The organism is Martelella mediterranea DSM 17316, assembly GCF_002043005.1.
Classification (GTDB): Bacteria; Pseudomonadota; Alphaproteobacteria; order Rhizobiales; family Rhizobiaceae; genus Martelella; species Martelella mediterranea.
Genome location: NZ_CP020330.1, coordinates 1,913,547 through 1,938,703 on the forward strand (window position 1 = coordinate 1,913,547; position 25,157 = coordinate 1,938,703).

Here is a 25,157-nt window from a genome sequence, read left to right on the forward strand (position 1 = left end):
CCGAAGATCAATCGCCACGCTCGACTTTCCTTCAATCAGAACGTGGCCGGACGTTGTGGGTGACACATTGCGTCCGTCTTTTACGGCATCCTTTTTCACGGTGGCCCGTGCGGCGACAACCTGGCCAGAGCGTCCAGCGGCTAGCCGGGGAGCTGTTGGCCCGATCTTCCGATCGTCTCTGGCTGACTGATGGTGCCGGTCTTAGTCCCGGTGTCACCCTTTCGCTTATTGCCAGTATGCTGCTCTTGGACCTAACAACGTTCCAAGAGGGGCCGCGAAAAGATTGACAGGATAGGAAAATAAACCTATAAGTAATCCATCGTCTTCCCACGGCGATTTTGCATTCCCCGGCGTTTAAACAGCGCCGGGGTTTGCATATCTGTTATAGCAGAGAATCAAGGTAAGTTGAAGCTTACTTTTTGTGGACGGTCGAAGTTTCTTGTCTCAGTAATCGAGAGAGAGTGCGAGGGTGGACCTGGTATTCACCCGCCACCTCGGCGATGGTTCGGTTGGCCGCAACTGCTGCTCGGGCCTCTCTCAGCTGTTCAGTGCTCAGCGCGGGCCTTCTGCCGATGCGGCTTCCTCTGGCGCGGGCGGCGTCCATCCCTGCCTTCGTGCGCTCGCTCACCAGTGACCGCTCGAACTCAGCCATAGAGGCAAGCAGGTGAAAGAGCAGTCGTCCGCCGGACGTGCTGGTATCGATGCTCTCGCTAAGGGATCGAAATTCGACGCCGTGCTCATCCAGTTCGCGCACAAGCCGGATCAGTTCGAACAGCGAGCGCCCGAGGCGATCCAACCGCCACACGGTCAGGCGGTCGCCGGGTCGCAGCTTCTTCAGCAGCTTGGTCAGTCCCGGTCGAGCGAAATCAGCACCGGAAACGCCCTGGTCGGTGAACACCGTCCGGCATCCGGCCGTTGTCAGCGCCGTCTGCTGCAGATCGAGATTCTGCTCTGTCGTGCTGACCCGTGCATATCCGAAATCGCTCATCGCCACCCTCAGGACCTTCTGCGGAAAACTAGTTGTGCGGTGCCGATTTTACCCGGTAAGGGATTGATTTATAGGAACCTTTTTGTGCACTCGAGGGTTATCTGTGAGCCGAGAAAACCGTTTGAAGGAATTCAACAGGTTAGCGGGGCGGCGATTGAAGCGCGACCTTGATCGCAAAACGGTTCCCTTTTGTGCGCTCTCGCTCATCGGAACTGATCTCATGAAATCGCTATTGCCAATCGTCTTCAGCCTTTGCCTGGCAGCGCCGGCCCTCGCCAACGATAAACTCAATAATGACGTTCGGGTTTTGGCCGGCATCGCTGGCGATCTGCGTGTCGTCTCAGAGAACTGCCTCATCATCTATGATCCATTGGTGGGTATGCATGTCGCCGAGGCGCTGATCACGGTGCCGAATATCGACATGGAAGCGGTTCTGGATCTCATCAACAAGGAATATGAGAAGTCGCGACACTACACCGGCTCGGAGTGCTACCCCGATGACGATGAGCGATTGAAGACGCTGAATAATCTCTACAACACGCTCTTGGACGGATTGCAGCAGTCCGTGGCGAGGGGCGATTACGGTTGAGGCGCTTGTTTGCCTGGATATCTATAGGCGCGCACCTGCTTGTTCGCCATTCCGGAATCCGATGAATAGTTCGCGCCAAATCGCTCAGGTGAGTCACAGGCGCGTTTGGCATGGTGGTTGCTGTAATGCAACGCTCAGTGCTGCCGTGCCAGTCAGCGCGCTTCTGTGAGTCAAGGAAACGCTGTTAGCTAAAGGGCGGCGCTTTCATTGAAATCGTTGATGACGTCGATGATCCTTTTCGTCCGTTCCAGATCGAAGACCTCCTGCGGGCCAAGTGGAGAGACATCGGTGAAGGGGCTTTCATAGAGAAGGTCCGGATCCATCACGCCTTTTTCGGTCAGGTGGTCGATAATCATCTCAAGGAATTCGAGCTGCCTCGCTGTCGCCGTCCTGTCATTGAGGAAAACACCGAACGCCTCCATGACCGAGTGACGATCAAGACCGACAAGCGAACGAATGAAGGCCGCGAAGCCATGGGATACCTCGCGCGCCTTCTCAAAATGCTCATTCTCGCCGATGCCGGCGTCCCGCAGCATGTCCTGCAGCACCGCGACATCGCTATCGGTCAGCGGCTTGCCGCGCCTAAGCTTGCCGATCACGATATGGTCGGCATGTTCACGCAGGAAATGCCGCGCCTTCTTCTTGAACCGTGCAAAATCGACTTCGCCGACCTCCGGCAGATCAAGCTCGGTGCCGTCGCCGATCTCATCGATAAAATCGCTGTAGATGATCGGCTTCTTGCCGCGTTCTATATGCTGGACGATATCGCGCAATCGCAGCCGCACCAGCTCCAGAAGCGGCACGGTGACACCTTCCCACCATTGATCGGAGAGGATATCGAGGAGCAGCGCATGCCGGGCGGCGATAGCGGGAATTGCCGTCTGTTCATCCAGCGCCGAAGCGATTTCGATGAGCTGGCGCTTCAGCTTGTCGAACCGCCGCGTGCCCTTCAAAAGCGCGATTTCGAGATTGAACATCAGGAGATCGAAGCGCTTGGCCTCTTCGCCCTCTGACCGCTGCTCGTTCGGCAGCGGCGCGATATGGTCGAGAAGCTCGGCCCGGACATCATCCGTTAGGTCGTCCCAGGCTTCGGGTTTTTGATATTTCTCCACCAGTCGCCGTTCAGCGCGAACGATAAAATTGTCTAGGTTCATCGCGGCGACATAGTCTTTCAGGGATTTCAGCGATCGGTGACGCACCACGCTCTCGTTGAGTGCCTCGTCGCCGGCGTCATAGGCATCGCCCTGTTCCGCCATACCCGTGGGAGCATCGTGGTTCTGTAGCTGTTCCTTCTCGTCCAGCGCCCGGATCAGGTCAAAGCGGGCGGCAAACAGCCGTTCGCTGAGTGACCTGGCGTTGCGCCCGTCATCAGGCGAGGGGTTCTGGCTGAAGAATTCGAGGTTCTGGCAGTAGTCGAAGACGCGGAAGAACTCCTTGTCCTCGCCGGGCGCGAATAGGTTCGGGCAAAGCCGCGTGCCACGGCCGATAATCTGCCAGAACTTGGTCTTGGAGCGAATGAGCTTGAACAGCACCAGATTGACGACCTCCGGCACATCGATGCCGGTGTCGAGCATGTCGACGGAAATTGCGACATGCGGATCGCTGTCCTTTTTCGAAAAGTCATCGATCAGGCTTTGAGCGTATTCGGTCTTGAAGGTGATGATCCGGGCGAAATGGCCGGCAAGGTGCGGATAGGCTTTGTTGAAGCGCTCCTCGATGAATTCGGCATGGGCCTGGTTCTTGGCAAAAATGATGGTCTTGCCCAGCCGGTCGCCGCCCGCAACCTTCAGCCCCTCGCGCATGACATGGGCGAGAACCTTGTCGACCGTATCGGCGTTGAACAGCCATTTGTTGACCGCCGCCGCATCGACGCTGTCGGGCGGATCGCCGCCCTCTTCGTCCCAATCCAGCATGTCCCACTGGTCTTTTTCCGCCTCCGAGAGATCGTCATAGCGGATGCCCTCCCGCACGAAACGCAGGGGAACGGAGACGGCACGCGGCGGCACCAGCCATTCGTCCGCCACCGCCTTGTCCAGCGGGTAGGCATCGGTCGGCACGCCGTCTTCGAGGTCGAACAGACCGTAGGTATTGTGGTCGATCTCCTCCGTCGGCGTCGCCGTCAGACCCATCAGATAACTGTCGAAATAGTCGAAGATCGCCCGATAGCGCTGATAGACCGAGCGGTGCGCCTCGTCGATGACGATGAGATCGAAATGGCCGGGCGAGAACCGGGCAGCGCCGCCCTTGCGCTCGTCTATCAGGTTCATCATCGTCGGATAGGTCGAGAGAAACACGCGGCCCTCGGTGTTCTTCTCGGTCACCAGATTGACAGGTGCCGCATCCGGCAGATGCGCCTTGAAGGCGCGAACTGCCTGATTGACCAGAGCCACCCGGTCAGCGAGAAACAGCGTGCGCTTCACCCAGCCGGCTTTCATCAGCGCGTCGATGAGCGCGATCACCGTGCGCGTCTTGCCGGTGCCGGTCGCCATCACCAGAAGCGCCTTGCGCTGGTTCTCGGCCTCGAAAGCCTCCACCACCTTGGAAATCGCCTTGCGCTGATAGGGACGCTCGACAATCGCGGTGTTGATCTTCTGGCCGGAAAGCGGTCGCTTCGTCGTCCGGCGCTGGATCAGAAGCTGCAACTCGTCTTTCTTGAAAAAGCCGGACACGCGGCGGGGCGGATGGGCGCTGTCATCCCAGATCCAATGTTCATAACCATTGGTATAAAAGATCACCGGCCGCTGCCCTGTCGCCTTTTCCAGGCAATCGGCGTAAAGCCTGGCCTGCTGCTGGCCGGCGCGCGGATCGCGCTTGGTGCGTTTCGCCTCGATCAGCGCCAGTGGTTTACCGTCATCATCCCAGAGCACATAGTCGACGAACCCATTGCCCTCATTGTTGGGCATGCCCGTCACCGGAAATTCGCGGTCGCGGGGTTTGTCGAGCGCCCAGCCGGCTTCCTTCAGCAGGAGATCGATATAGAGATCGCGGGTTTCGGCCTCGGAATAATCATGATGGTCGGGACGGGCCTCGTTTTCGCGGCGGATGCGGTCACGCTCGGCGCGCGCGGCCTTCAGTTCATCGTCGAGCCGGCTCTTGTCGCGCATCAGCTCGGCAAAGGCAGCGTGGCGGGCCTCCATCTCCGCCTTCATCCGCGTCAGTTCGGCAAAGGCGCGTTTCAGCAGTTTTTCGTCACCGGAAAGGGCGGCAGCATCGAAGGCAAGCCCATCATCCGGCGGAGCCTTGGCATAGGTGCGGGCAAGCCAGAAGGTGAGGTGAAACAGTTCGCGCACCGCGTCGCCCGCCTCGCGGGCCGAAATTTCGCGCGTCTCATGCACGGCGCGATTGCCGATGCGGATGATCAATTTGGCCTTGGTAAACACCGCCTCGCCGGCGCGCGCCTTGAAGCTCGGCTCATGGATCAGCGCCGAAATCCGGTCATCATAGGGAAAAGTCAGCCCCGGATCGTGTTTGTAGGCCCATTGCACCGCAAGCTCGACCGTGCGCCTGGCATGAAACGCCGCCGTGCGCGGATCACCCGCAGCATAACGCTCCGCCCTTCTGGCGCTGTCGGCGATTTCCGGAAACTCGGCGGAAAGAAAGGCGAAATTGGACATCGGCTTGCATGATTCACGGTATCAATAGGCAGGCCATCCTTGCCGCTGTGCGCAAAAGTTGCAAGTTTAATTGAGGCAGAAGCTCAGAGTTCGCCGGCAAAGGCGCGGAACTGGAGGGAGGCGAAGAGGGATTCATAAACCTCGGAAGACAATATCAACTGGTCAGTCCAGTGATTTATTCGTTCGATTGCTTGTTTGAAATCTTGTTGACGGGCACTGTCCGGAACTTTGATATCAATACTGCCGACGATCTCAAGGTTTAGGTTCGGCTGATTTCCACCACGTCCCATTGACCTGATTTCGTTGTATTTTAACTTGAGTTGATGAAAGAGAAATGTTTCATCCAGCCCTTCAGGTTCGATCGCTGCGCAGGCTTGGTTGATAGTCGCGGGAATACCTAGAATCGCTACATTGCCACGAGTGGTGCCCTGGCCATACATCGCCATAAGAATGGTGCCCGGTTGAAAGGTTTTAAGCCGTGCGGCGGTAGCGCCCTTTTGCGTTACGGTTTCATCGGTAAAATGTATGACTTTCCCTTTGACTTCTGTTGTTTTGACCCAAGGAATCGAACCACCAAAATTCTCAACATCCGACCGACTTGGTGTAGAGCCACTTCTGATAGAAGCTACTTCTGCGAGCTTTCGTGTTTGAGTTTCCTCCCCAAACATCTCCACAAAAATCGACTGGGTGAGGCTGTCGAGAAGGGCGATGGCCTGACGGCGCTTCTGGCGTAACTGATCGGCCTTGTCCAAAATCGCCGCAATCCGCTTTTGCTCCTCTAGGGGCGGTAGGGGGATTTTGAACTTTGCGAGTGTTTTGGGGCTCAGTCGAGGCAAGTTGACGCCCTCCGCACGAGAGGTCGCGAAATCAACCAGTGACGGTTGGCGAAGATAGTGACATAGAAAGCCTCGGTCGATATGTGATCCAGGCAGAATTGGTAGAATGTCCGTGCTACAGATACCACTGAAACTCGGCAGCGCGATTTTCGCTAGATAAGGCCTTAGTTTGCCATACAAGATATGGTTTGAACCAAAAATGAATTTTGTGCTCTTCAGGTCGCCATTTTTAACATTTGTTACTTCTGTGAGTTCACCTCCCGTTTTGATGTTTTCAAGGCCTACATAGGGCGTTTCGCTCTCCAACGACTTAGGATCGATGCCGCTCCTTTCGATGGTGGCAACTTCTTCAAGGGGCACTACTGGCCAAGTCACAGAATCGCCTCCAGTTCCTTCAGCCCCTTGGCAATCTCATCCTCCATCTCCATCAACTCTGTGATGATCTCCTTCGGCGGGCGGTGGTCGACGGCTTCGTGCTCAACTTCCTTGTAGCGATTGATCGAAAGGTCGTAATCGGCGGCGGCAATGTCAGCGCGCGGCACGGTGAAGCTTTGCGCAGTGCGCGGATTGTCGCGTTCCGTTCCGTTGCGGTCTTTCCAGCGGGCGAGAACATCCGGCAGGTTGTTCTTTTCATGCTCGGCCGGTTCAAGCGGCGTTTCCGGCGTCGGCCCCTGCTTGTCTGCGGGCAGAAGCGGCTGGCGCTTGTCGTCAAGGCTCAGACCATCGGCCTGAACGTCATAAAACCAGACATGATCGGTGCCGCCGGAATTGGTCTTTGTGAACAGCAGGATCGCCGTCGACACACCGGCATAGGGGCGGAACACGCCGGAGGGCAGTTTGACGATGCCGTCGAGCTTGTGGTCTTCAACCAGCATCCTCCGGATCGCCTTGTGGGCGCGCGACGAGCCGAACAGCACGCCATCCGGCACAATCACTGCCGCCCTTCCGCCGGGCTTCAGAAGCCGCAGGAACAGCGCCATGAACAGAAGCTCGGTCTTCTTGGTCTTGACGATCGAAAGCAGGTCCGGCGCCGTCGTCTCGTAATCCAGATTGCCGGCGAAGGGCGGATTGGCGAGGATCAGCGAATAGGCGTCTGCATCGTCCTTGGCCGCTTCCTCGCCGGTCTCCGCCGCTTGCGCCGAGGCGAGCGAATCGCGATAGCGCACATCAGCGCCTTCGACGCCGTGCAACTGCATGTTCATCGCGCCGATGCGCAGCATGGTGCTGTCGAAATCGAAGGCATGGAACATATGATTGTGGAAATGGTCGCGCAGCGCATCGTCCTGGAACAGGTTCGCATGGTGGTTGCGCAGGAATTCGCTGGCGACGACCGGAAAGCCGCATGTGCCGCTTGCCGGATCGCAGATCACATCCGTCGGTGTCGGCTCTGTCAGCTCCACCATCAGTTTGATGATCGGTCGCGGCGTGCGGAACTGGCCGTTCTGTCCGGCGCTGGCGATCTTCGCCAGCATGTATTCGTAGAGATCGCCCTTGGTGTCGCGATCGGTGAGCGGAATTTCCGCCAGAAGATCAACGACTTTCACCAGAAGCGCCGGTGTGGGGATGGTGAAGCGCGCGCCCTTCATGTGCTTGCCATAGGACGAGCCATTGCCATTCAACTCGCGCAGGAAGGGAAAGACATAGTCCGAGACGATCTTGAACATCCGTGCCGGATCGTCATTCCTGAAGCGCGACCAGCGCAGCATGTCATAGGTGATCTCGTCCTTGACCTTGCCCGTCTCTTCGTCGCGCTCTGTCCTGTAGATGCCCTCGGGAAAAATCACCCGTCCGATCGGCCGGCCAAGCATATTCGCCCGCTCCTCCGCCAGAAGCTGGGTCTCATCTAGCTGGCGCATGAACAGAAGATAGGTGATCTGTTCGATTACCTCGAGCGGATTGGCGATGCCGCCGGACCAGAAGGCGTTCCAGACAGTATCGACTTTCGAGCGGATTTCACCGGTAAGCATGCGGATGTCCTGACCAAATCAATTGGCCCCAGCTTTAGACCCTGAGAACGAGATGGCAAGAGTTGGGTCGGCGGAACTGGACAATCAGTCGCCGAAAGGCCATCGTCGGCGGGCATGCTAGGGGGATGATATGACTAAATTGGAACAGCTTGGCCGCGTCGTGAAGATTTTTGTCACCGGGCAGGATCCACGCAGCCTGCGCACGGTTGAGCTCGATAACTGGACCGGCGTTGCCACCATGGGCAAGGCGGCCTTCTTCAAGCAGGCTTTGCGGCATGAGGGCATTGATCGGTCTTGCGTCTATCTCTTGATCGGCAGTGGCGGTGACGATGATTTGCCAGAGATCTATGTCGGTGAGAGCGATGACTTTTCCCAGCGCTATGCCAGCGGCAAGTTTCCGATCACCTTCGATACCTTCATGATCTTCACCAGCAAGGACGACAACCTCACGCGGGCGCATGTAAAGTGGCTGGAGCGGGAACTGTGGACAACCCTGTCGGGCAATAGCGGTAAGGTCGTGCTCGCCAATGCCAACCGGCCTACAGGTTCCAACCTCCCGCGCTCGGATATCGCGACGATGCGCACCTACCTGACGAATATGGTGTATCTGCTCGAGGCACTGGGCTTTGATTTGTTTTCGAAGCCCGAGCGCACCGCTGCTATTGAGGCGACAAAACAGGAAGAGGCTGCGGTTCAGACCCCATTGTCAGAAATTCGCTTCTATACCAATGCACTTCCGAAGAATGCCCGCGAGAAGGCATATCTGGTGTTTTCGGACGGATCCTACATGCTGAAAGCCGGTTCAAAAATTAATGAGAAGGCGACAGGCAGTTTGCCCGCGAATGTTCGCAAATTGCGTGAAGGACTGATCAAAAGCGGTGACTTGGTTCTGGGCGAGGGCTATTTTGAGCTGCAGAAGGATCTTGCGTTTTCCAAACCTTCTCCTGCTTCTGCGCTGGTAAAGGGGCGCAGTTCAACTGGCCATGGTGACTGGCTCCGCGAAGATGACAATATGCCGCTGGGTAGCGTTCTCAGTCCTTCGTCGCGTGACAGCGAAGACGCTCTGGCGGATTAGTGAGATGGCCACAGCGATATCAGTAATTGGCTTCGATTCCGCCTGGACCGATCACCCGAAAAAGCCCGGCGCCATCTCCGTGATCAGGATCACGGACAATGTCTGCTCGCTTGCGCGTCAGCCGGAACTCTGCTCCTTCGCTGAGGCCGAGGCGATCATCCGGATTGAACAGGAAGTCTCGGCAAAGTGCATCGTCGCGCTGGACCAGCCAACGATCGTGCCGAACCTCACCGGTTCCCGGCCCGTGGACAAGGTTTCCGGCTCGCTGATCTCCTGGGCTGGTGGAGGTGTGCAACCTGCAAGCCGTGCCAAGAGAGGCACGTTTGACGATGCAGCGCCAATCTGGCGCTTCAAGACGGCGCTCGGTGCATCGGATGATCCAGAGGGCGCGCGCCTTGCCGCTCGTGGGCTGTTTCTTGTCGAAGTGTTTCCCGCCCTCGCGCTCGTGCTGCTCGAACCGAGCTTTCATCAGCGGCTGGCAGCACCAAAATACAACCCGTCCTATCGGAGCAAGTTTCGTCCGGAAGACTGGCGGAAGGTGGCGCACTGTGCTGCAGCCATGGCTGAGCGCTATGGTATCGCGGAAGCAGCCGAATGGTCCCATCGGTCTGCTGCCATGGCGTTACCGCGCAAGGCCGACCAGGATCGGCTGGACGCAATGCTCTGCGCTCTTGTCGGGCTGCACTGGCTGCTGGAACCGCGAGAGCGGTCCCTGATGATCGGCGATCTCCAGACCGGCTACATGATCGCTCCGGCCCTCGACGGGCTTCCCGAGCGATTGGTGCATGCCGCGCGTATTCGGGACGTAAAGCTCTCTTGATCCGGCACACCCCGGCCACACGAAACCGGTGCCGTTGCCTCAAATCTGCAAGACACAGCATTGCCCGTTAAGAGACACCCCGCGTTCAAACGCAGACCACGGCACTTTATGGAGAGGTGGCAGAGTGGTCGAATGCACCGCACTCGAAATGCGGCATACGGGCAACCGTATCGAGGGTTCGAATCCCTCCCTCTCCGCCAGATTTCCGTTAAAATTCAGATACTTATTTACATTGCAGCGCTAGCTTCAATTTGTGCGGTTGTTCGATCCTGTGTGGGAATGATCGAGGGCCACGCTCACGGCACTTTCCTGTCGCCGAGGGGCGTGTCGGCATCTCCCGGCGGCGCGGAAACATCGCGAGACTTTTCATCACCAGAATTTCTCTAACGCAATGATACTCAAAGAAGTTCTGCGAGGCAGACAGAAAACAACGCGATCGATCTGAATTGACTCTTTACAGCCTCGTATAAAACGGCAATGATCCAATTGGTATTCTAATGGTATTGTTGAAGGGCTGATTTTTGGCGCGTCTATCACTCAAGGGTATCGTCAAGCGCTTCAAGGAAACGGAAGTGCTGCACGGGATCGATCTGGAGATCGGAGATCGTGAACTCATCATCTTTGTCGGACCATCAGGCTGCGGAAAATCGACGCTGCTGCGGCTGATCGCGGGCCTCGATCCGATTACCGGCGGCACGCTTTCGATCAATGGCAAGGTCATGAATGACGTTGCGCCCTCGAAGCGCGGGGCTGCCATGGTGTTTCAGTCCTATGCGCTTTATCCGCATATGGATGTCTATGAGAACATGGCGTTCGGCGCACGGCTGATGGGGCTTTCGAAAGATGAGATCAGCGCCCGCATTGCCGAAGTAACCCGGATGCTGAGGCTTGAGGACTATCTGAAACGCAAGCCGCGCCAGCTTTCCGGCGGGCAGCGCCAGCGCGTGGCCATTGCCCGCGCCATGGTGCGCAAGCCTGACGTTTTTCTGCTCGATGAACCGCTTTCGAACCTCGATGCCGCCCTTCGCGCCGACGTGCGCCTCGAGATTGCGCGCCTGCACCGCGATATCGGCGGCACGATGATCTATGTGACTCATGACCAGGTCGAGGCGATGACGCTGGCCGACCGGATCGTGGTGATGAACAATGGCTATATCGAACAGGTCGGCAGCCCCCGCGAACTGTTCGAAACGCCTGCCAACACCTTTGTGGCGACGTTCATCGGCTCGCCGAGGATGTCGCTTCTCGATGTCGACAGCACAGCGGGGAAACTTGCAATAGCGGGCACCGGCGCGATTCGGGCACCGGCCGGCATCGCGGAGGGCGCGCTCACCATCGGCGCACGCCCGGACGGTCTTTCCGTCGTGGCGGGACACGCCGGCGACGGCTTTGCCGGCTCGGTAATCTACACCGAATATCTCGGCGACGATTCATATGTTTACGTTCGGCTGACAAGCGGCGAGCAGGTCACCATCAGGGTGCCGCCAACCGTCTTCTTCGATGCCGACGACGATGTCACCGTGCAGGCGCAGGCAGATGCGCTTCACGTCTTTGACAGGGCGAGCGGGCAGCGTGTTTGATAACGGCTTTTCCGCTTGTCATCGGTAATTCAGGGGAACGGAACAAAAGGAGCAATCTGATGACACCCTTTGCCAAGACTTTTCTGGTGGCCACGGCCGTCGCCGGCATCGCCGCGCCGGCTTTCGCCGAAGATATTTCCTTCTGGGGCTGGCGCGTGGAGGACGTGCCGCAATATGAAGAATTCATCGACACCTTCGAGGCGGAAAACCCCGACATCAATGTCAATCTCAGAATGATCGAAGCCGTCAATTACGGCACCATCCTGTCGACCGCGCTTGCAGGCGAGGCCGGTCCCGACGCGATGATGGTGCGCGCCTACGGCTCCTTCGAGAGCGTGGCATCCGGCGGGTATCTCATGCCGCTTTCGGAAGAAAACGTGCCGGCGCTGAAGGACTTCCCGGCCGATGCGCTGAAGGCGGAAACCCTGCGCGCGGACAACACCGTCTACGCCATTCCCTTCGCCTCGCAGACGATGATGGTGCTCTACAACAAGGATGTGTTCAGCGAGCTTGGTCTTGAACCGCCGAAGACATGGGACGATATGAAAGCGGCCGCCGAAGCGCTTCAGGAAGCCGGTCTCTACGCCTTTGCCAACGGCACGGCGGACGCATGGCAGAACGAAGTCATCACCTTCGGCCTCGGTTCATCGACCATGGGCAAGGCGTTTTACGAGGACGTGATGAGCGGCGATGCCGATTTCACCGATCCGCGCTTCGTCGATGCGCTGGCCCGCATCAAGGATATGAGCCAGTATTTCCCCGACGGCTTCATCGGCCTCGACTACGCCTCTTCGCAGCAGCTGTTTGCGACGGGCATGGCCGGCATGTTCGTTGGCGGATCCTATGAGATTGCCGCCATGAAGGGCATGAATCCCGATATCAATATCGGCGCCATTCCCGCACCCGTGGTCAATGAAGGCGATGAAGGCCTTGTCGCCGTGTTCTATGACGGCGGCTATGCCGGCAATGCGGCCACCGAGCACAAGGATGCGGTGCTGAAGTTCCTGAACTTCCTCGCCTCCAAGGAATTCGGTCAGGCCTTTGCCAACGAGCTCTCCAACATCTCGCCGATCCCGGGCGTCACCTTCGACAACCCGGATCTTGAGGCCGTTGCCGAACTGAACAAGACCTCGATGCCCTACATGATGCTGGTGAATTTCCGCTTCGACCAGCCTTCGGGCTCGACGCTGGTTCAGGAAAACGTTCAGAAGATGATGGCCGGCGAGGCAACGCCTGCAGAGGTCGGCGCGACCGTGACCGAGGGCCTGTCGAAATATTACGAGCCCTTCCAGAACAACTGATTTCTCGAAGATAACGGGCCGGCCTCAGGGCCGGCTCGCTCTGATCAAGACGGAAGCGAATGCAATGAACCGCCTGATGCCGACGCCACGTGGCCTTTGGATCACCTGTCTGATCCTGCCCGCTCTTGCGGTGATGCTGCTCTTTGTCGCCTACCCGATCGTTTCAGCGCTGGCCTACGCCTTCTATCACTGGAACGGCATGGCGCGGGGCGAATTTGTCGGCTTCCGGAATTTCTACGATGTGCTGTTTACCGAACCGTATAAATCGACGGTTCAAAACGCCTTCATCAACAATGTCATCGTCTTTGTCACGCTGATGGTGGTGCAAAACGGCGCTGCCTTCATTCTCGCCTATGCGCTGTGGCGCGAGTTTCCGCTGGCCCGGTTCCATCGCATTGCCGTATTCCTGCCGGTGGTGCTGTCGACCGTGATTGTCGGCTATTTGTGGAAACTCTTCCTCAACCCGCTGTTCGGCATCGTCAACCAGACGCTGAAAGCGGTCGGTCTCGCCGGTTTGGCGCAACCCTGGCTCGGCCAGTCCGACACCGCGCTGGCCTCGCTCATTCTGGTCAATGCGTGGCACTGGGTCGGTTTTCCGACACTGATTTTCCTGGCCGCCATGCAGCGCATTCCAAGCGAAATCTACGATGCCGTCAGGATGGAAACCGAAAGCGAGTGGGTGAAGATCCGCAAAATCATCTGGCCGCTGGTGGCGCCGGCGGCAACTATTGTCTTCGTGCTGCAATTCATCGGCTCCTTCAACTGGTTCGAACTGCCCTATGTGATGGAGGGCATGAGCGGCTCGCCCTACGGTAATACCGATGTGCTGGCGCTTTATTTCTACCGGCTTGCCTTCGGCAATCCCGGCGCCGGAAGCTCGGATTTCGGCCATGGCTCGGCGCTGGCGGCGCTCGTCTTCATCTTCATTACCGTCTTTGCCACCGCCATGACGCTTTACCTGCGCCGCCGGGAGATTGAGCTTTGAGCGATACGACCTATACCGACCGCTCCGGCCTGATGCGCACATTCGGGCGCGACGGATTGCTGCAGATCCTGCTGATCGCCAATACCTTCATCATGATCGCGCCGATCGTGATCATGGTGTTTTCGGCCTTCAAACCGTCAATGGCGATTTTCCGGCAGCCCTTCGCGATTCCCGATTTCACCGATCTGTCGAACTTCGAGGCGATCTGGACCGAAACCCATTTCGTCCGCTATTTCTTCAACTCGCTGCTGATTACCGGCTCGTCCATTCTTGCCATTCTGGTGCTGGGGTCGATGGCGGCCTATGCGTTGGGCCGCTATAATTTCAGGGGCTCCAGCTTTCTGCTGCTGTTCTTCCTGGCCGGTCTGACGCTGCCGCTGAAGCTCGCCGTCATCCCGCTTTTCGTGCTGATGCGCAAGATGGGCCTGCTCGACAGCCAGCTGTCGCTGATCCTCATCTATATCGCCATGGGCCTGCCCTCGACCGTGTTCATCATGACCGGGTTCATTCGCTCGCTGCCCGGCGAGCTGGAAGATGCCGCGCGCATGGACGGCGCGACTGAAGCGCGGATCATGTGGTCGGTCATGCTGCCGCTGGCGCGGCCTGCCATGGTGATTGCCGCCATTCACAATCTCGTGCCGATCTGGAACGATTTCTTCTTCCCGCTGATCTTCATCCAGAACGATCTTCTGAAAACGCTGCCGCAGGGACTGACGAGCTTCATGGGGGAATACACCACCAATTGGGGCGTGCTGTTTGCCGGGCTGACCTTTGCCGCAGCCCCCATCACGCTGCTCTATATCATCCTGTCCCGCCAGTTCATCAACGGCATGACCTCGGGCGCGATCAAGTGACGCTGAAGCTCAAGAAAGGCGGGCTGGTGGTCTCCTGCCAGGCCCGCGCGGACAATCCGCTCCACGGCGCGTATTTCATGGGCGCGATGGCGTTCGCGGCGCGCGACGGCGGCGCATGCGCCATCCGCGCAAATGGCGTTCTAGACGTGCGGGCCGTCAAGGCTGCGGGCCTGCCCGTCATCGGAATCGACAAGCAGTTTTCGGATGCCGTGCCGGTCTATATCACGCCGACGCTTGCAGCCTGCGATGCGCTTGCCGAGGCGGGAGCCGACATTATCGGCATTGACGCCACGCCGCGCCCGCGCCGGGGCGACGAACCGGCAAGGCTCATCCGCCACATTACCGAAACGCTTGGCCTCGAGGCCTTTTGCGATATCGCAACGTCCGACGAAGGGGCGGCCGCCGCAGACATGGGCGCAACCTATGTGGCGACAACGCTTTCCGGCTATACGGATTATTCGGCCCGCAACGACGACATGCCGGACTACGCCCTGATCGAGGCGCTGGTCGCAAGCATCAAGACGCCGGTGGTGGCAGAAGGCCGGTTCTCGACGCCCGAACGCGCGCGCCGCGCGCTGGATTGCGGCGCTTATGCCGTCGTTGTCGGCACGGCGATTACCAATCCGCGCGAGATCACCCGTGGGTTTGTCAGGCAGATCGAGGGCTGAGGCCATGGACAGCTATTTCCTGGGCGGCGATATCGGCGGAACGGCGTCGCGGTTTGTCCTTTGCGATCAGGCGGGAACGATCGTTCAGCGGGGGGCGGCGGCCGGCGCCACCGGCCACACCTTCAACGCCGAATCCCGCGACAGGCTTGCGGAAAGCATCGCCGCGATTGCCGCGCAGATCACCAAGCCGGTGGACGCGGCCGTCTTTGGCCTCACCGGGTATGGCCCGCGCGCGCGTGGCGATATCGAGGATATGCTGATTGCTGCGCTGAAGCTGACGCGCGCGAAGATTTTCATTTCCGACGATATCGAGCTTGCCTACCGCAGCCTGTTTGCGCTTGGAGAAGGTCACCTCGTTTCTGCCGGAACGGGGTCGATTGCCGTTCACCTCGACAGCGAGGGCAGGCTTTTCCGCATTGGCGGGCGTGGCATCCTGATCGACGATGCGGGCTCCGGCGGCTGGATCGGCCTTGCTGCCGTGCGCGCGCTCTACCGCCGGCTCGACGAGGAGGGCGCGCCGGGCGATATGCACCTGCTCGCCGAAGCGCTTTATGCCGCCATTGGCTCTGACGACTGGTCGGATATGCGCGCCTATATCTATGCCGGCGACCGCGGGCGCATCGGCGCGCTCGCGCGTTCCGTTGCCGATGCCGCGGAGGATGGCGACGCATGCGCAAACGCTATTCTGCGTGAAGCCGGCGCTGAGCTCGCCCGCCTTGGCAACATCCTGATTGCCCGCAACGGCAACCACCCCGTCGCCTTTGTCGGCGGCGTGCTGAAGCTGCATCCGGTCATCGCCGAGACGATCCGTCAGAGGCTTGCCGGCGAGGCGCGCTTTCCCGCACTCGATCAGGCAGAAGGCGCCGCCCGGCTGGCCCTTTCCTTTTTTCACGCTGCATCTTCAGGACCTTCCGCCTGAATTCGACTGCCGAAGCTACCTCTTGGAGATGTTTCCGATCTGAGGTCCTGGCCAGATTTCGCCTCCGTCGTTTTGAGCCGATGGGCCGGATTGTCTTTTGAACCGGAAGCTGTCGTTTCCGGTTTCGAGGATGTGACAGTCGACCCGACGCCAGGGCGACGTTACCGGTTCAACACCGATTGGAGATCACGATGGCAGCGCAAGCTCAGAAGAGGTTGGCGTATCAATAAAGCCGTTCCACAGCCGTCCAAAAGCCTGGTTTTCTGCCGTGATCGCGCTGCAGTTTTTCTAAATAGGCATGGTGCGGCTCGCATGGGCCGAAATCGTCGATCTGCAATGCAAGGGTCTCGCACGTCATCAGGTGCCCAGCTGCATGCTTGTAGCGGCTGGAACGGGCGTTCTTCAGGCTGAAGTCGATCATGGCTCTAAGAAGCAGCGTCGCCGCAAGCGGGTATTTTTCCTTCAGCGTTTCGCTGACCGGCGTCAGAAGCTCGTAATAATTGCCGTCGATCTCGGTATATCGAGCCAGAATGAGCGCATTAGCTTCGCGAAGCGCAGGCCATTCCATGAAGAACAGCAGAGCTTGATGGACGCTTGGATAGTCCACGACCCATGCCAGCGCCTTTTCCTCGGCCTCCATGTCATCGAAATCCGGCAAGCGTTTCAGATAGTCGCGGAGATGCTGCTGTTCGAGCGAGGCTTCGAAGCACGCCCATCTGAACCGTTGCGCCTCATTGGCCCTATCCAGCGCCTCAAGCGCATCGGCTCGCGTCTGCTCCCATTCCAGAACCGGGAAGGACCGGTCTTTCTCCGGGGCGGCCTGATCGAGCCGCTTCAGCGCTTCTCCCGCTCGATTAACCTTCAGCAGCCGCTCTGCCATCCTCGCGGCAATCATCGGTGACTTTAGGGCCTGCTCGGTTTGTAGCGCGATATAGGCATCGACATCACCCTCAGCATCGGCAATGGCCTCAAGAGCGATGCGGGCCGACAGATCATCGTGACGGCTATAGACCTCGTCCTCGTAAATCGGTCCGTTCTGGCTCATGCCGATGATCCGGCCGTCACGTCGGGGCTTTTCCTTTCTGGCCTCGTCGAGCCATTGGGTCGACAGGTCTTTCAGACGCACTAGTCCATCAGTTTCGAGCGCCGGTATCATCTCTTCGATTAGCGGGTCATATTGACCGTAGCCATTGTCCTGCAGCGCCTGAAATACCTTTTCGGCCAATGCTTCCGGGGAGGTTTTTGATGCCTTTGCGATGCGTCCGGCATCGACACAGGCGGCATGAAAGCTCTCAACCAGCGAACCGCTGCCATCATCCGAGCGTGCAAAGATAGAGTCTGCGAGGTGCAGAAATCGCCAGATCAGTTCGAGCGCTTCGTCAGGGTCTGCCGGTTCGAGCTTCTCGACGATGGCCGAGCGCTGGGTTTCGAGGTCCGACTTCAGCTTTTTGACCTTCCTCCAGTCGATGAAGCTGCGGGCGCGCTGAATACGGGTGAGATGTTTCCGAATTTCTCGGGCCACCTCGCCACTGCTTTGTTCCCCAGCCAGTTCCAGGCGCAGTCGCCGTTTGTGAGCAGCACTTCCGGTGGAGATTTCGATCAGAAGCTCCGCCAGCCGCTTCGCCCCCAGCGCTTCCAGGTTCTTCGCGTTGAGCGTTGTTTTCTTGGCCATGCGCCAGCCTCCTTCATGTCCGTGTGCACGCTATACCGCAGGCGACAACAGACCAAGACCGCCGCCGTGTTGTGCCGGGATAATCCTTGGCCCTGCCCGTAACCTGATCAGACGTTCAACCAGGACAAAGCTCGGGCGGTCGTTGAGAGCTTCAGCGTCGCACTGGTTCTGTCACCGCGGGGATCTTCACATGCTTGCGCCATTCATGGCGGAATCCGTAGCAGGTAGCCAGAGCGTTCAAACGCTTCTGTCTGGCGCGGATGTTGCGAAGTGAGGCGGTGCGTCCGAGGTAAGATGTTACAATCTGGTCGCTTCGCACGCCGACCTCAAGGCGATCGAGTTCACGCTGAACGCGGTTGATTGCTTCTGGCTGCTCAGCAAGCGAGAGGCACGCAAAAGCTTTATGCGACGGAACGCGAAGCCCAAGTCGACAGGTTCGATGGGCCCGTTGCCGTCACTCTGAATTGCAGACTGTTCCGTCATGATAGTCCTTCCTTCAGTCATGAAATGATGAGGGAAGGCTAGGCGGCGTGGTCAGCGCGCTCATTGACGGCCATCAACAATTCGGGGTTTCCGTGGTCTCGGTATAATTGGCGAAAAGTCGTCGGCCATGGCCTGCTCCCGTTGATGGCTATCAATGACCCGCCGCCCTCTCGCGCTCACGTTTGCGGTCCCAGGAATCCAACGGAATTCCTCAGGGAGGTTGTCATGCAGGACAAGACATTGCGCCAGAACATAATCGATGAACTGGAATTCGAACCCAGCATTGACGCGGCGGATATCGGCGTAGCGGTGGAAAACGGCGTCGTCACCCTGACCGGTCATGTTCCTGCCTACACACAGAAGACGACGATCGAAGCGACTGTCCGGCGGATCCGGGGCGTGCGCGGCATTGCCGAGGAGATCGAGGTCCGTCCAAGGGGCTCTCATGTCACCGCCGATGACGTGGTTGCCCAGCGGGCGGTCAATGCCCTGAAATGGCACGAGATCGTTCCCGACGAAAAGCTTCAGGTGACCGTCAGCAAAGGCTGGTTGACGCTGACCGGGGCGGTGGAGTGGCAGTATCAACGCGATGCGGCGATGCACGCGATAAAGGGGCTTGCAGGCATAACCGGGATCAGTAACCTGATCGAAGTCGTGCCGAAGGTTTCCGCTCCTGACGTCAAGAAACGCATCGAGGACGCGTTCAAGCGGGATGCGGAAATCGAAGCCGATGCGATCAAGGTTCACGTTCAGGATGGCAAGGTCACGCTTGAAGGCAAGGTGAAGGCCTATCGCGAGCGTCAGGCCGCGGAGCGTGCGGCATGGTCGGCAGCGGGCGTCCGACACGTCGATGACCGCATCACGGTTCTTTAGGACATTCCGGGCTGGCAGCAGTGTCGGTCCGTTATCGGAGCGATGACATGAAGGCTATGGTTCTGCGGACCTTGCGAACGCCGCTGGCTCTGGAGGAGAGGCCCGACCCTGTTCCCGGCGCGGGCGAGGTGAGCGTCAGGGTCGAAGCCTGCGCCGTCTGCAGGACCGACCTGCATGTCGTCGACGGCGATCTGCCGGAGGTGCGGCTACCGGTGATCCCCGGCCACGAGATCGTCGGGATCGTCGAACGGCTCGGCGACGGCGTGACCTCGCTCGCGATCGGGCAGAGGGTCGGCATTCCCTGGCTCGGGCACACATGCGGCCATTGCGCCTATTGCCTGGAAGACAGTGAAAACCTCTGTGATCATCCGCAGTTTACCGGCTGCACGCGGGATGGCGGGTTTGCCACGCATGTGATTGCCGCAGCCGATTTCACCTTTCCCATGGAGGGGTTCGACGATCCGGCGGCCGCGGCCCCGCTGATGTGCGCCGGCCTGATCGGGTGGCGGTCGCTGAAGATGGCGGGCGAGGGCAAGCGCATCGGGCTTTATGGCTTCGGCGCGGCGGCGCATATCCTCGCGCAGGTGCTCGCCTGGCAGGGCCGCGAGGTCTATGCGTTTACACGCGCCGGCGATCGCGCCAGCCAGGACCATGCGCGGCGCCTCGGCGCCACCTGGGCCGGGGCGTCGGAAGACAAGCCGCCGCAGGCGCTCGACGCTGCCATCATCTTCGCGCCGGTGGGCGAACTCGTGCCGCTCGCGCTCCGCGCCACCCGAAAGGGCGGCAGGGTTGTCTGCGGCGGCATTCATATGAGCGATATTCCGGCCTTTCCCTATCGCCTGCTTTGGGAGGAAAGGCATATATTGTCGGTGGCCAACCTCACCCGGCAGGACGGACATGAGTTTCTGAAGATCGCGCAGGCCGCCCGCATTTCCACCACCATCAAGCGCTATCCGCTCGAAGCGGCCAACCGCGCCCTCGATGATCTGCGGCATGGTCGGTTTCAGGGGGCTGCGGTTCTTGTTCCCTGACCGGCGTCATCTCGTTTGTTGATAATGATCAATGCCCTTTGCGACAGCCCGTGATCGACTGTCACCAATAAAGGCAACAAGGGAGACCGACATGGTCAAGGATTTGTGTGTGCATCTCGATGGCGGCGATGGCGACAAGGACCGCCTTGAAGCCGCGCGTCAGATCGCGGTGATGTTCGACGCCCATCTTTCCGGCGTCTTCGTCAATCGTCTGCCCGACATGCCGGCGGCGGAGATTTACAGCTATTCGGCGTCCGCTCTCGATGACATGCAAAGACAGGCACGGGAGAAGGGTGACAGGATTGCCGCTGCGCTGGAAGGCCTGCTTTCCGGCCTCGACGTCCGGAACGAGCTGCGTCGTTTCGATGTGCTCTCGTCCCGGTGGCAGCAAACCTTCCTGGCCGAGGCGCGGCTCTACGACCTGTTCGTCTCGACGCTGCCGCAGGAGGACGATCACGAGACAATGGCGCTGGTGGAATCCGTGCTGTTCGGTGCCGGGCACTCGGTCTTGCTGGTGTCGCCGAAATGCATCTCCGCCCTTGATTTCTCGACCATCGTGCTCGGCTGGCGCAACACGCGGGAGGCCGCGCGGGCGGTCGACGAGGCCCTGCCGTTCCTCAAACGGGCCGATCGCGTGTCGGTCTGCATGATTGGCGATGACGAACTGGGCCGGATCGAGCGGGTCACCCAGGGCAATGACATCGCCCGCCATCTCGACCGCCACGGGGTCTCGGTCGAACTCAATCCCCTGCCGGAGGGCAAGGGCGTGGGCGCCACCCTGCTCGACGAGGCCGATCTGCTGAATGCCGGCCTGATCGTCATGGGCGGCTACGGCCATACCCGCCTGCGCGAGTGGGTGCTCGGCGGCGCTACGCGGGAAATCCTGAAGAGATCGGAAGTCCCCGTTCTGATGGGGCACTGACGCAGCCCGTTAACGGGTCGCATTCGGACTTCCACCAATGGGACTGGCCGTGGCGGATGTCGCGGCCGGGCGAAATTTGCGGCATAGATCGCGAGGCACACCATGACGGGTCCCAAGCCATGCCGCGCGGGTTCGCCGTGGCGGGTACGTACGGCTCGTGCCTGCCGAGAGCCTCGTGCCGGGCGATATCCTTCTGGTGGAGGCCGGTGACAGGCTGTCGGCGGATCTGCGGTTGATCGAGGCCGTGAACCTGACGGCGGACGACGCCGCCCTGACCGGTGAATCCCTCCCGACGGACAAGGGCGTGGCGCCGGTCGAACGCGACGCGCGGATCGGTGACCGCCATTCAATGCTCTACAAGGGGACCGTCGTTGCCTCCGGCAGTGGCATCGGTCTTGTCGTTGGGACGGGACTTTCCACGGAACTCGGCCGCATATCGCAACTGATCGCCAAAGCCGAAACCGGGCGTTCTCCGCTGGAAAAACGGCTTTCACGGCTCTCCGGTCAACTGATCTGGATCATCCTTGCGACTGCCGTACTCGTTGCGGTTGCCGGCATTATCTCGGGCAAGGACCCCATGCTGATGGTCGAGGCCGCGATCGCTTTGGCCGTGGCCGCCATACCGGAAGGGCTGCCGATCGTCGCAACATTGGTGCTTGCGCGCGGAATGAGCCCTTTGACGATTTCCCCTGAAAGCAGGAGGTAGAAGGCGGCGGGCACCCAGACCGCGCTCAACGAGAAAGCGCAGGTTCATCATGTCGACGGACTTCAGTAATCTTCCAGCGGATTGGTCTTCAACAACCCTGCCCCTAACTAAAGTCGCCTATAGCTATGAAATCCAGCTACACCAGGCTGCGGGAAGCGATCTCAGATTTAGGTGGCCCACGATGCGTTTGTCGTCACTTAAGCTTGACCAACCGGCTTGCGACCATCCAAGTTGGTTGAGTCGGTTTTTCGCCTGAGGCTCAAAGGTTGACCGCTGTACAAACTGGAGGAATGATTTTGAAAGCAAACAGATCGCTTTGGCGCAGCCTGACACTGGCCGCCGCGCTTTCGGTGGCCGCGGCGCCGATCGCCGATGCTTGCACGCGTGTTGTCTATCATGGTCCGGAAGACCGCATCCTGACGGCGCGTTCCATGGACTGGAGCCTGCCGATGCTTTCCAACCTGTGGGTGTTCCCGCGCGGCATGGAGCGAAATGGCGAAGCGGGCGAGAATTCGCTGACCTGGACATCGAAATACGGAAGCATGATTGTATCCGGTTATGACTTCTCTACCGTGGATGGCATGAACGAGGCCGGCCTGGTGGCCAACATGCTCTGGCTGGTGGCGTCCGAATACCCGAAGAATGACGGGTCGAAGCCCGAAATGTCGCTGTCGATCTGGGCGCAGTATTTCATGGACAATTACGGCAGTGTTGCCGAAGCGGTGGAGGATTTGGAAGCCAATCCTTTCGACGTGGTGACCGCCGACGTTCCCGATCAGCCCGGACGCCTGGCGAAGGTGCATCTTTCGCTCTCGGACGCCAGCGGCGACAGCGCTATTCTGGAATGGCTGGACGGCGAACTGGTCATTCATCACGGCCCGCAATACCGCACCATGACGAACGATCCGCCATACGATCAGCAACTGGCGGTGAAAAGGTATTGGCAGGACGTCAATCCGCGTGAGACGCTGCCCGGCACAACCCGTTCTTCCGATCGCTTTACCCGTGCTGACACCTATATCGACATGGTGGTCCAGTCGGATGACCCGCGCATTGCGGCGGCCGCCGCCATGAGCGTGGTCCGCAATGCTTCCGTTCCCTATGGCATCAACACGCCGGACGCGCCGAACCTGTCGACCACGCGCTGGAGGGTGGTCGCGGATCACAAGGACAAGCTGTTTTATGTCGAATCGGCGATTTCCCCGAACCTGTTCTGGGTCGATCTGAACAATCTGGATTTTTCGGCTGAAGCCGGGGTGCGGATGCTGGATCTGGGCGTTGACATGGTCACGCTGCAGTCAGGCGAAGTGTCGGCGGACTTCAAGCCTGCCGAACCTTTCAAGTTCGAACCGGTCAACTGAGACGTGCCGGCCACCGCATTCCCGTGTGGTGGCCGGATCATCCTGTTCTCAACGGGACTTGTCGTTCCGATCGCGGATGTTCGCGACCAGGCCAATCTCGGTCAGAACCGGTAGGTAATTCCCACAACCGGCCCGCTCAGCCTCGTGTCGTAGACATGACCGTCTTTTTCGTAATCGGTGTCGACGATCTTATAGCCTGCCGAAAATGACAGGTGCTCGCTCAAGGTATAGTTCGCCGTCGAGAGGAACGACCAGGTCAGATCGGAATTGACGTCAAAGCCGCCGATATCGGCCTGAGCCTGAACCGATAAACGATCCGTCAGATTGAAAAACACGCGGGCGCCGACGACGGGGTCAATCCAGCCGAAGCTTTCGTCATAACGGACTGATCTGCCAAGTCCGCTGGCCGTGATCTCATTGGAAATATGCCACAGACGTATGCCGGCCAAAGCGTCGAGCGTAAATGCGGGCGTATCGACAACGCGGTATCCGCCCTGCACGGTGGCCATGAACTGCCTGGTATTGAGTGTGCCGGCCGCTTCAAACGCCGGCAGCTGCGATGTGCCCGGAAACCCATATGTATTCTCGTCGCTCGTATCCGTATACATCATGTCCGCTGAGAGAACGAAACGGTCGTGGCGGCCCCAGACATTGACAAATCCGGCAATATTCAGCCCGTCCCGGCCCTCGGAAAAAGAGCGGTCGATATTCACGGTCGGCCCGACGCCGAAGGGAGAGACCTTCCCCGTGACCCCGGTTGCCCACAGATAGGGAGTGATCTGGAGTGCCCCGTCAGAGGCGCTCGCTGCGGAGGTTTCCGGGGCGGCGGTGGCACTGTCGGCCGCATGGAGAATCTGCGGGACGCATAGAGAAAAAGCGCACGCAAGGATATATTCTTTCAATGTGTTCCCCCCGGTCCGGCAACCTGAACCGATTCCACTTGTATCATCGTCTTTTGTAAGCAGTTACCATCATAGAAGCGAGGTGCAACTCTGCGGTTCCACAGAAACAGCGATTGGCGTGCGGTCCGTCGCCGGTAGGCGAGCGTCTCGGTAACCAGATTTTTAACCGGGCAATTCTATTTTCAGGAAAGCGTAGCCCGTGTTCTCCCTGAAGTGGATTTCAATGTCGTATTTTCTGAACCTGGCACTGGTTCCCTCAATCCTGCTGTTTCTGGTCTTCGGTCTCGCCTTGTTCACCATGACCTATTGGGTTCTGTGCCTGTTTGCCCGATTTGCGCGCACGGATGCTCTCGTCATTCCGCTGGGCGCCTTCATTGGAACGATTGCGACGTCCTGGGCTCTGTCTCTCGGCTTCGTTGCCGCCGACATCTGGACGCTGCACGCAAAGGCTGACCAGGAACTCACCTCGGAGCGGTCCGCGATCAATCGACTGATCGGAAACGCCGAAGCCGAGGTGCTGAACAGGCCTGACCTTGAAGCGGCGATGGAGTTCTATCGTGAAAAGGTGATCTCGGACGAATGGGGTGCCAACGGAAACCTTCATCCCGCGGCTTCGGTCGAGCAGGCCCTTCAGAAAATACGTATCATCATCATGGATATCGCCGAGGGCGATGCGCCCGCTCCGATCATCAACCAGACCGTTGCCATTTTCAACGACCTGCAGGAAACGCGCGATGTGCGCCTCGCCATCGCCAGCACGACCGTCAATCAGTATAAATGGTATATGCTGCTGACGCTGACGATCTTGACATCGCTTACGATCGCCGTGACGCACGCAGACAGAACACGCGCGGGGAGTATAGCGATATTCCTTTATGTGCTTGCAGCCACAACAAGCCTCTGGCTGCTGACGGTGCACGCAAGCCCCTATGCCGGCATCGAGACGATAGAGCCAAGCGGACTGTATCTGAATTTGACCTGACAGCGGACCGTATTTGGGCCCGCGTTCGC

General features: G+C 59.1%; 20 protein-coding genes, 1 tRNA gene and 1 pseudogene. 16 read left to right on the forward strand and 6 right to left on the reverse strand.

Features of this window, described 5'->3' with window-relative positions; translation table 11 throughout:
• Nucleotides 1–412: 412 nt before the first annotated feature.
• Complete coding sequence (locus tag Mame_RS08920) at nucleotides 413–988, reverse strand: recombinase family protein (protein ID WP_018067808.1); 576 nt, start codon at nucleotides 986–988, stop codon at nucleotides 413–415.
• Between the two features lie 121 nt (nucleotides 989–1,109).
• On the opposite strand from Mame_RS08920, the gene Mame_RS08925 reads away from it, so the two are divergent.
• Nucleotides 1,110–1,577 (forward strand): hypothetical protein, encoded by a 468-nt coding sequence (locus Mame_RS08925; RefSeq protein ID WP_018067807.1) that lies wholly within the window; start codon nucleotides 1,110–1,112, stop codon nucleotides 1,575–1,577.
• A gap of 188 nt (nucleotides 1,578–1,765) precedes the next feature.
• On the opposite strand, the gene Mame_RS08930 is transcribed toward Mame_RS08925, so the two are convergent.
• From Mame_RS08930 to Mame_RS08940, 3 genes are all read right to left on the reverse strand, one after another.
• Nucleotides 1,766–5,191, reverse strand: coding sequence for a DEAD/DEAH box helicase family protein (locus Mame_RS08930; protein ID WP_018067806.1), 3,426 nt, complete (start codon nucleotides 5,189–5,191; stop codon nucleotides 1,766–1,768).
• A gap of 83 nt (nucleotides 5,192–5,274) precedes the next feature.
• Nucleotides 5,275–6,402, reverse strand: coding sequence for a restriction endonuclease subunit S (locus Mame_RS08935; protein ID WP_079920738.1), 1,128 nt, complete (start codon nucleotides 6,400–6,402; stop codon nucleotides 5,275–5,277).
• Entirely contained in the window at nucleotides 6,399–7,994 is a 1,596-nt protein-coding gene (locus Mame_RS08940) for a type I restriction-modification system subunit M (RefSeq protein WP_018067804.1), read from the reverse strand. The genes Mame_RS08935 and Mame_RS08940 overlap by 4 nt, the downstream gene beginning before the upstream one ends.
• 130 nt (nucleotides 7,995–8,124) lie before the next feature.
• Here Mame_RS08940 and Mame_RS08945 point away from each other — a divergent pair, with 130 nt between their 5' ends.
• The 9 genes from Mame_RS08945 (at nucleotide 8,125) to Mame_RS08985 (ending at nucleotide 16,196) form a co-directional block, all read left to right on the forward strand.
• Nucleotides 8,125–9,069 (forward strand): DUF4357 domain-containing protein, encoded by a 945-nt coding sequence (locus Mame_RS08945; RefSeq protein ID WP_033411408.1) that lies wholly within the window; start codon nucleotides 8,125–8,127, stop codon nucleotides 9,067–9,069.
• A gap of 4 nt (nucleotides 9,070–9,073) precedes the next feature.
• Entirely contained in the window at nucleotides 9,074–9,889 is an 816-nt protein-coding gene (locus Mame_RS08950) for a DUF429 domain-containing protein (RefSeq protein WP_018067802.1), read from the forward strand.
• Nucleotides 9,890–9,999: 110 nt separating this feature from the next.
• Nucleotides 10,000–10,089, forward strand: a tRNA-Ser gene (locus Mame_RS08955).
• Nucleotides 10,090–10,410: 321 nt separating this feature from the next.
• A complete protein-coding gene (locus tag Mame_RS08960; protein WP_018067703.1) occupies nucleotides 10,411–11,469 on the forward strand; it encodes an ABC transporter ATP-binding protein in 1,059 nt (352 codons plus the stop codon).
• 59 nt (nucleotides 11,470–11,528) lie between these two features.
• Nucleotides 11,529–12,770 carry an extracellular solute-binding protein gene (locus Mame_RS08965; RefSeq protein WP_018067702.1) on the forward strand — a complete coding sequence of 414 codons (1,242 nt, stop codon included), beginning with the start codon at nucleotides 11,529–11,531 and terminating at the stop codon, nucleotides 12,768–12,770.
• 76 nt (nucleotides 12,771–12,846) lie between these two features.
• The gene (locus Mame_RS08970) at nucleotides 12,847–13,755 is read left to right on the forward strand and encodes a carbohydrate ABC transporter permease (protein WP_235726891.1); all 909 of its coding nucleotides are present in this window, start codon (nucleotides 12,847–12,849) and stop codon (nucleotides 13,753–13,755) included.
• Nucleotides 13,752–14,609, forward strand: a complete 858-nt coding sequence (locus tag Mame_RS08975; RefSeq protein WP_018067700.1) for a carbohydrate ABC transporter permease — start codon at nucleotides 13,752–13,754, stop codon at nucleotides 14,607–14,609. Before Mame_RS08970 ends, Mame_RS08975 begins: the two co-directional genes overlap by 4 nt.
• Nucleotides 14,606–15,277 (forward strand): N-acetylmannosamine-6-phosphate 2-epimerase, encoded by a 672-nt coding sequence (locus Mame_RS08980; RefSeq protein WP_018067699.1) that lies wholly within the window; start codon nucleotides 14,606–14,608, stop codon nucleotides 15,275–15,277. Before Mame_RS08975 ends, Mame_RS08980 begins: the two co-directional genes overlap by 4 nt.
• A 4-nt stretch (nucleotides 15,278–15,281) precedes the next feature.
• Nucleotides 15,282–16,196: an N-acetylglucosamine kinase gene (locus Mame_RS08985; protein WP_018067698.1), complete on the forward strand. Its 915-nt coding sequence runs from the start codon at nucleotides 15,282–15,284 to the stop codon at nucleotides 16,194–16,196.
• A gap of 223 nt (nucleotides 16,197–16,419) precedes the next feature.
• On the opposite strand, the gene Mame_RS08990 is transcribed toward Mame_RS08985, so the two are convergent.
• On the reverse strand, nucleotides 16,420–17,868 hold the full coding sequence (locus Mame_RS08990) for a DUF6880 family protein (RefSeq protein WP_018067697.1): 1,449 nt from the start codon (nucleotides 17,866–17,868) through the stop codon (nucleotides 16,420–16,422).
• 708 nt (nucleotides 17,869–18,576) lie between these two features.
• Here Mame_RS08990 and Mame_RS09000 point away from each other — a divergent pair.
• The 5 genes and pseudogenes from Mame_RS09000 to Mame_RS09020 all read left to right on the forward strand — a co-directional run bounded on the left by Mame_RS09000 (nucleotide 18,577) and on the right by Mame_RS09020 (nucleotide 23,244).
• A complete protein-coding gene (locus Mame_RS09000; protein ID WP_018067695.1) occupies nucleotides 18,577–19,224 on the forward strand; it encodes a BON domain-containing protein in 648 nt (215 codons plus the stop codon).
• Nucleotides 19,225–19,271: 47 nt separating this feature from the next.
• Nucleotides 19,272–20,255: a zinc-dependent alcohol dehydrogenase family protein gene (locus Mame_RS09005; protein ID WP_026173969.1), complete on the forward strand. Its 984-nt coding sequence runs from the start codon at nucleotides 19,272–19,274 to the stop codon at nucleotides 20,253–20,255.
• Between the two features lie 91 nt (nucleotides 20,256–20,346).
• Nucleotides 20,347–21,177 carry a universal stress protein gene (locus tag Mame_RS09010; RefSeq protein ID WP_018067693.1) on the forward strand — a complete coding sequence of 277 codons (831 nt, stop codon included), beginning with the start codon at nucleotides 20,347–20,349 and terminating at the stop codon, nucleotides 21,175–21,177.
• A 130-nt stretch (nucleotides 21,178–21,307) separates the two neighbouring features.
• Nucleotides 21,308–21,883, forward strand: a pseudogene (locus Mame_RS09015) (P-type ATPase actuator domain-containing protein); the annotation flags it as partial.
• 290 nt (nucleotides 21,884–22,173) lie between these two features.
• Nucleotides 22,174–23,244: a linear amide C-N hydrolase gene (locus Mame_RS09020; RefSeq protein ID WP_018067691.1), complete on the forward strand. Its 1,071-nt coding sequence runs from the start codon at nucleotides 22,174–22,176 to the stop codon at nucleotides 23,242–23,244.
• 101 nt (nucleotides 23,245–23,345) lie between these two features.
• Here Mame_RS09020 and Mame_RS09025 read toward each other — a convergent pair whose 3' ends face one another.
• Nucleotides 23,346–24,146: a hypothetical protein gene (locus Mame_RS09025; RefSeq protein ID WP_018067690.1), complete on the reverse strand. Its 801-nt coding sequence runs from the start codon at nucleotides 24,144–24,146 to the stop codon at nucleotides 23,346–23,348.
• Nucleotides 24,147–24,369: 223 nt separating this feature from the next.
• Between Mame_RS09025 and Mame_RS09030 the strand changes: the two genes are divergently transcribed.
• On the forward strand, nucleotides 24,370–25,128 hold the full coding sequence (locus tag Mame_RS09030) for a bestrophin-like domain (protein WP_018067689.1): 759 nt from the start codon (nucleotides 24,370–24,372) through the stop codon (nucleotides 25,126–25,128).
• Nucleotides 25,129–25,157: the final 29 nt, after the last annotated feature.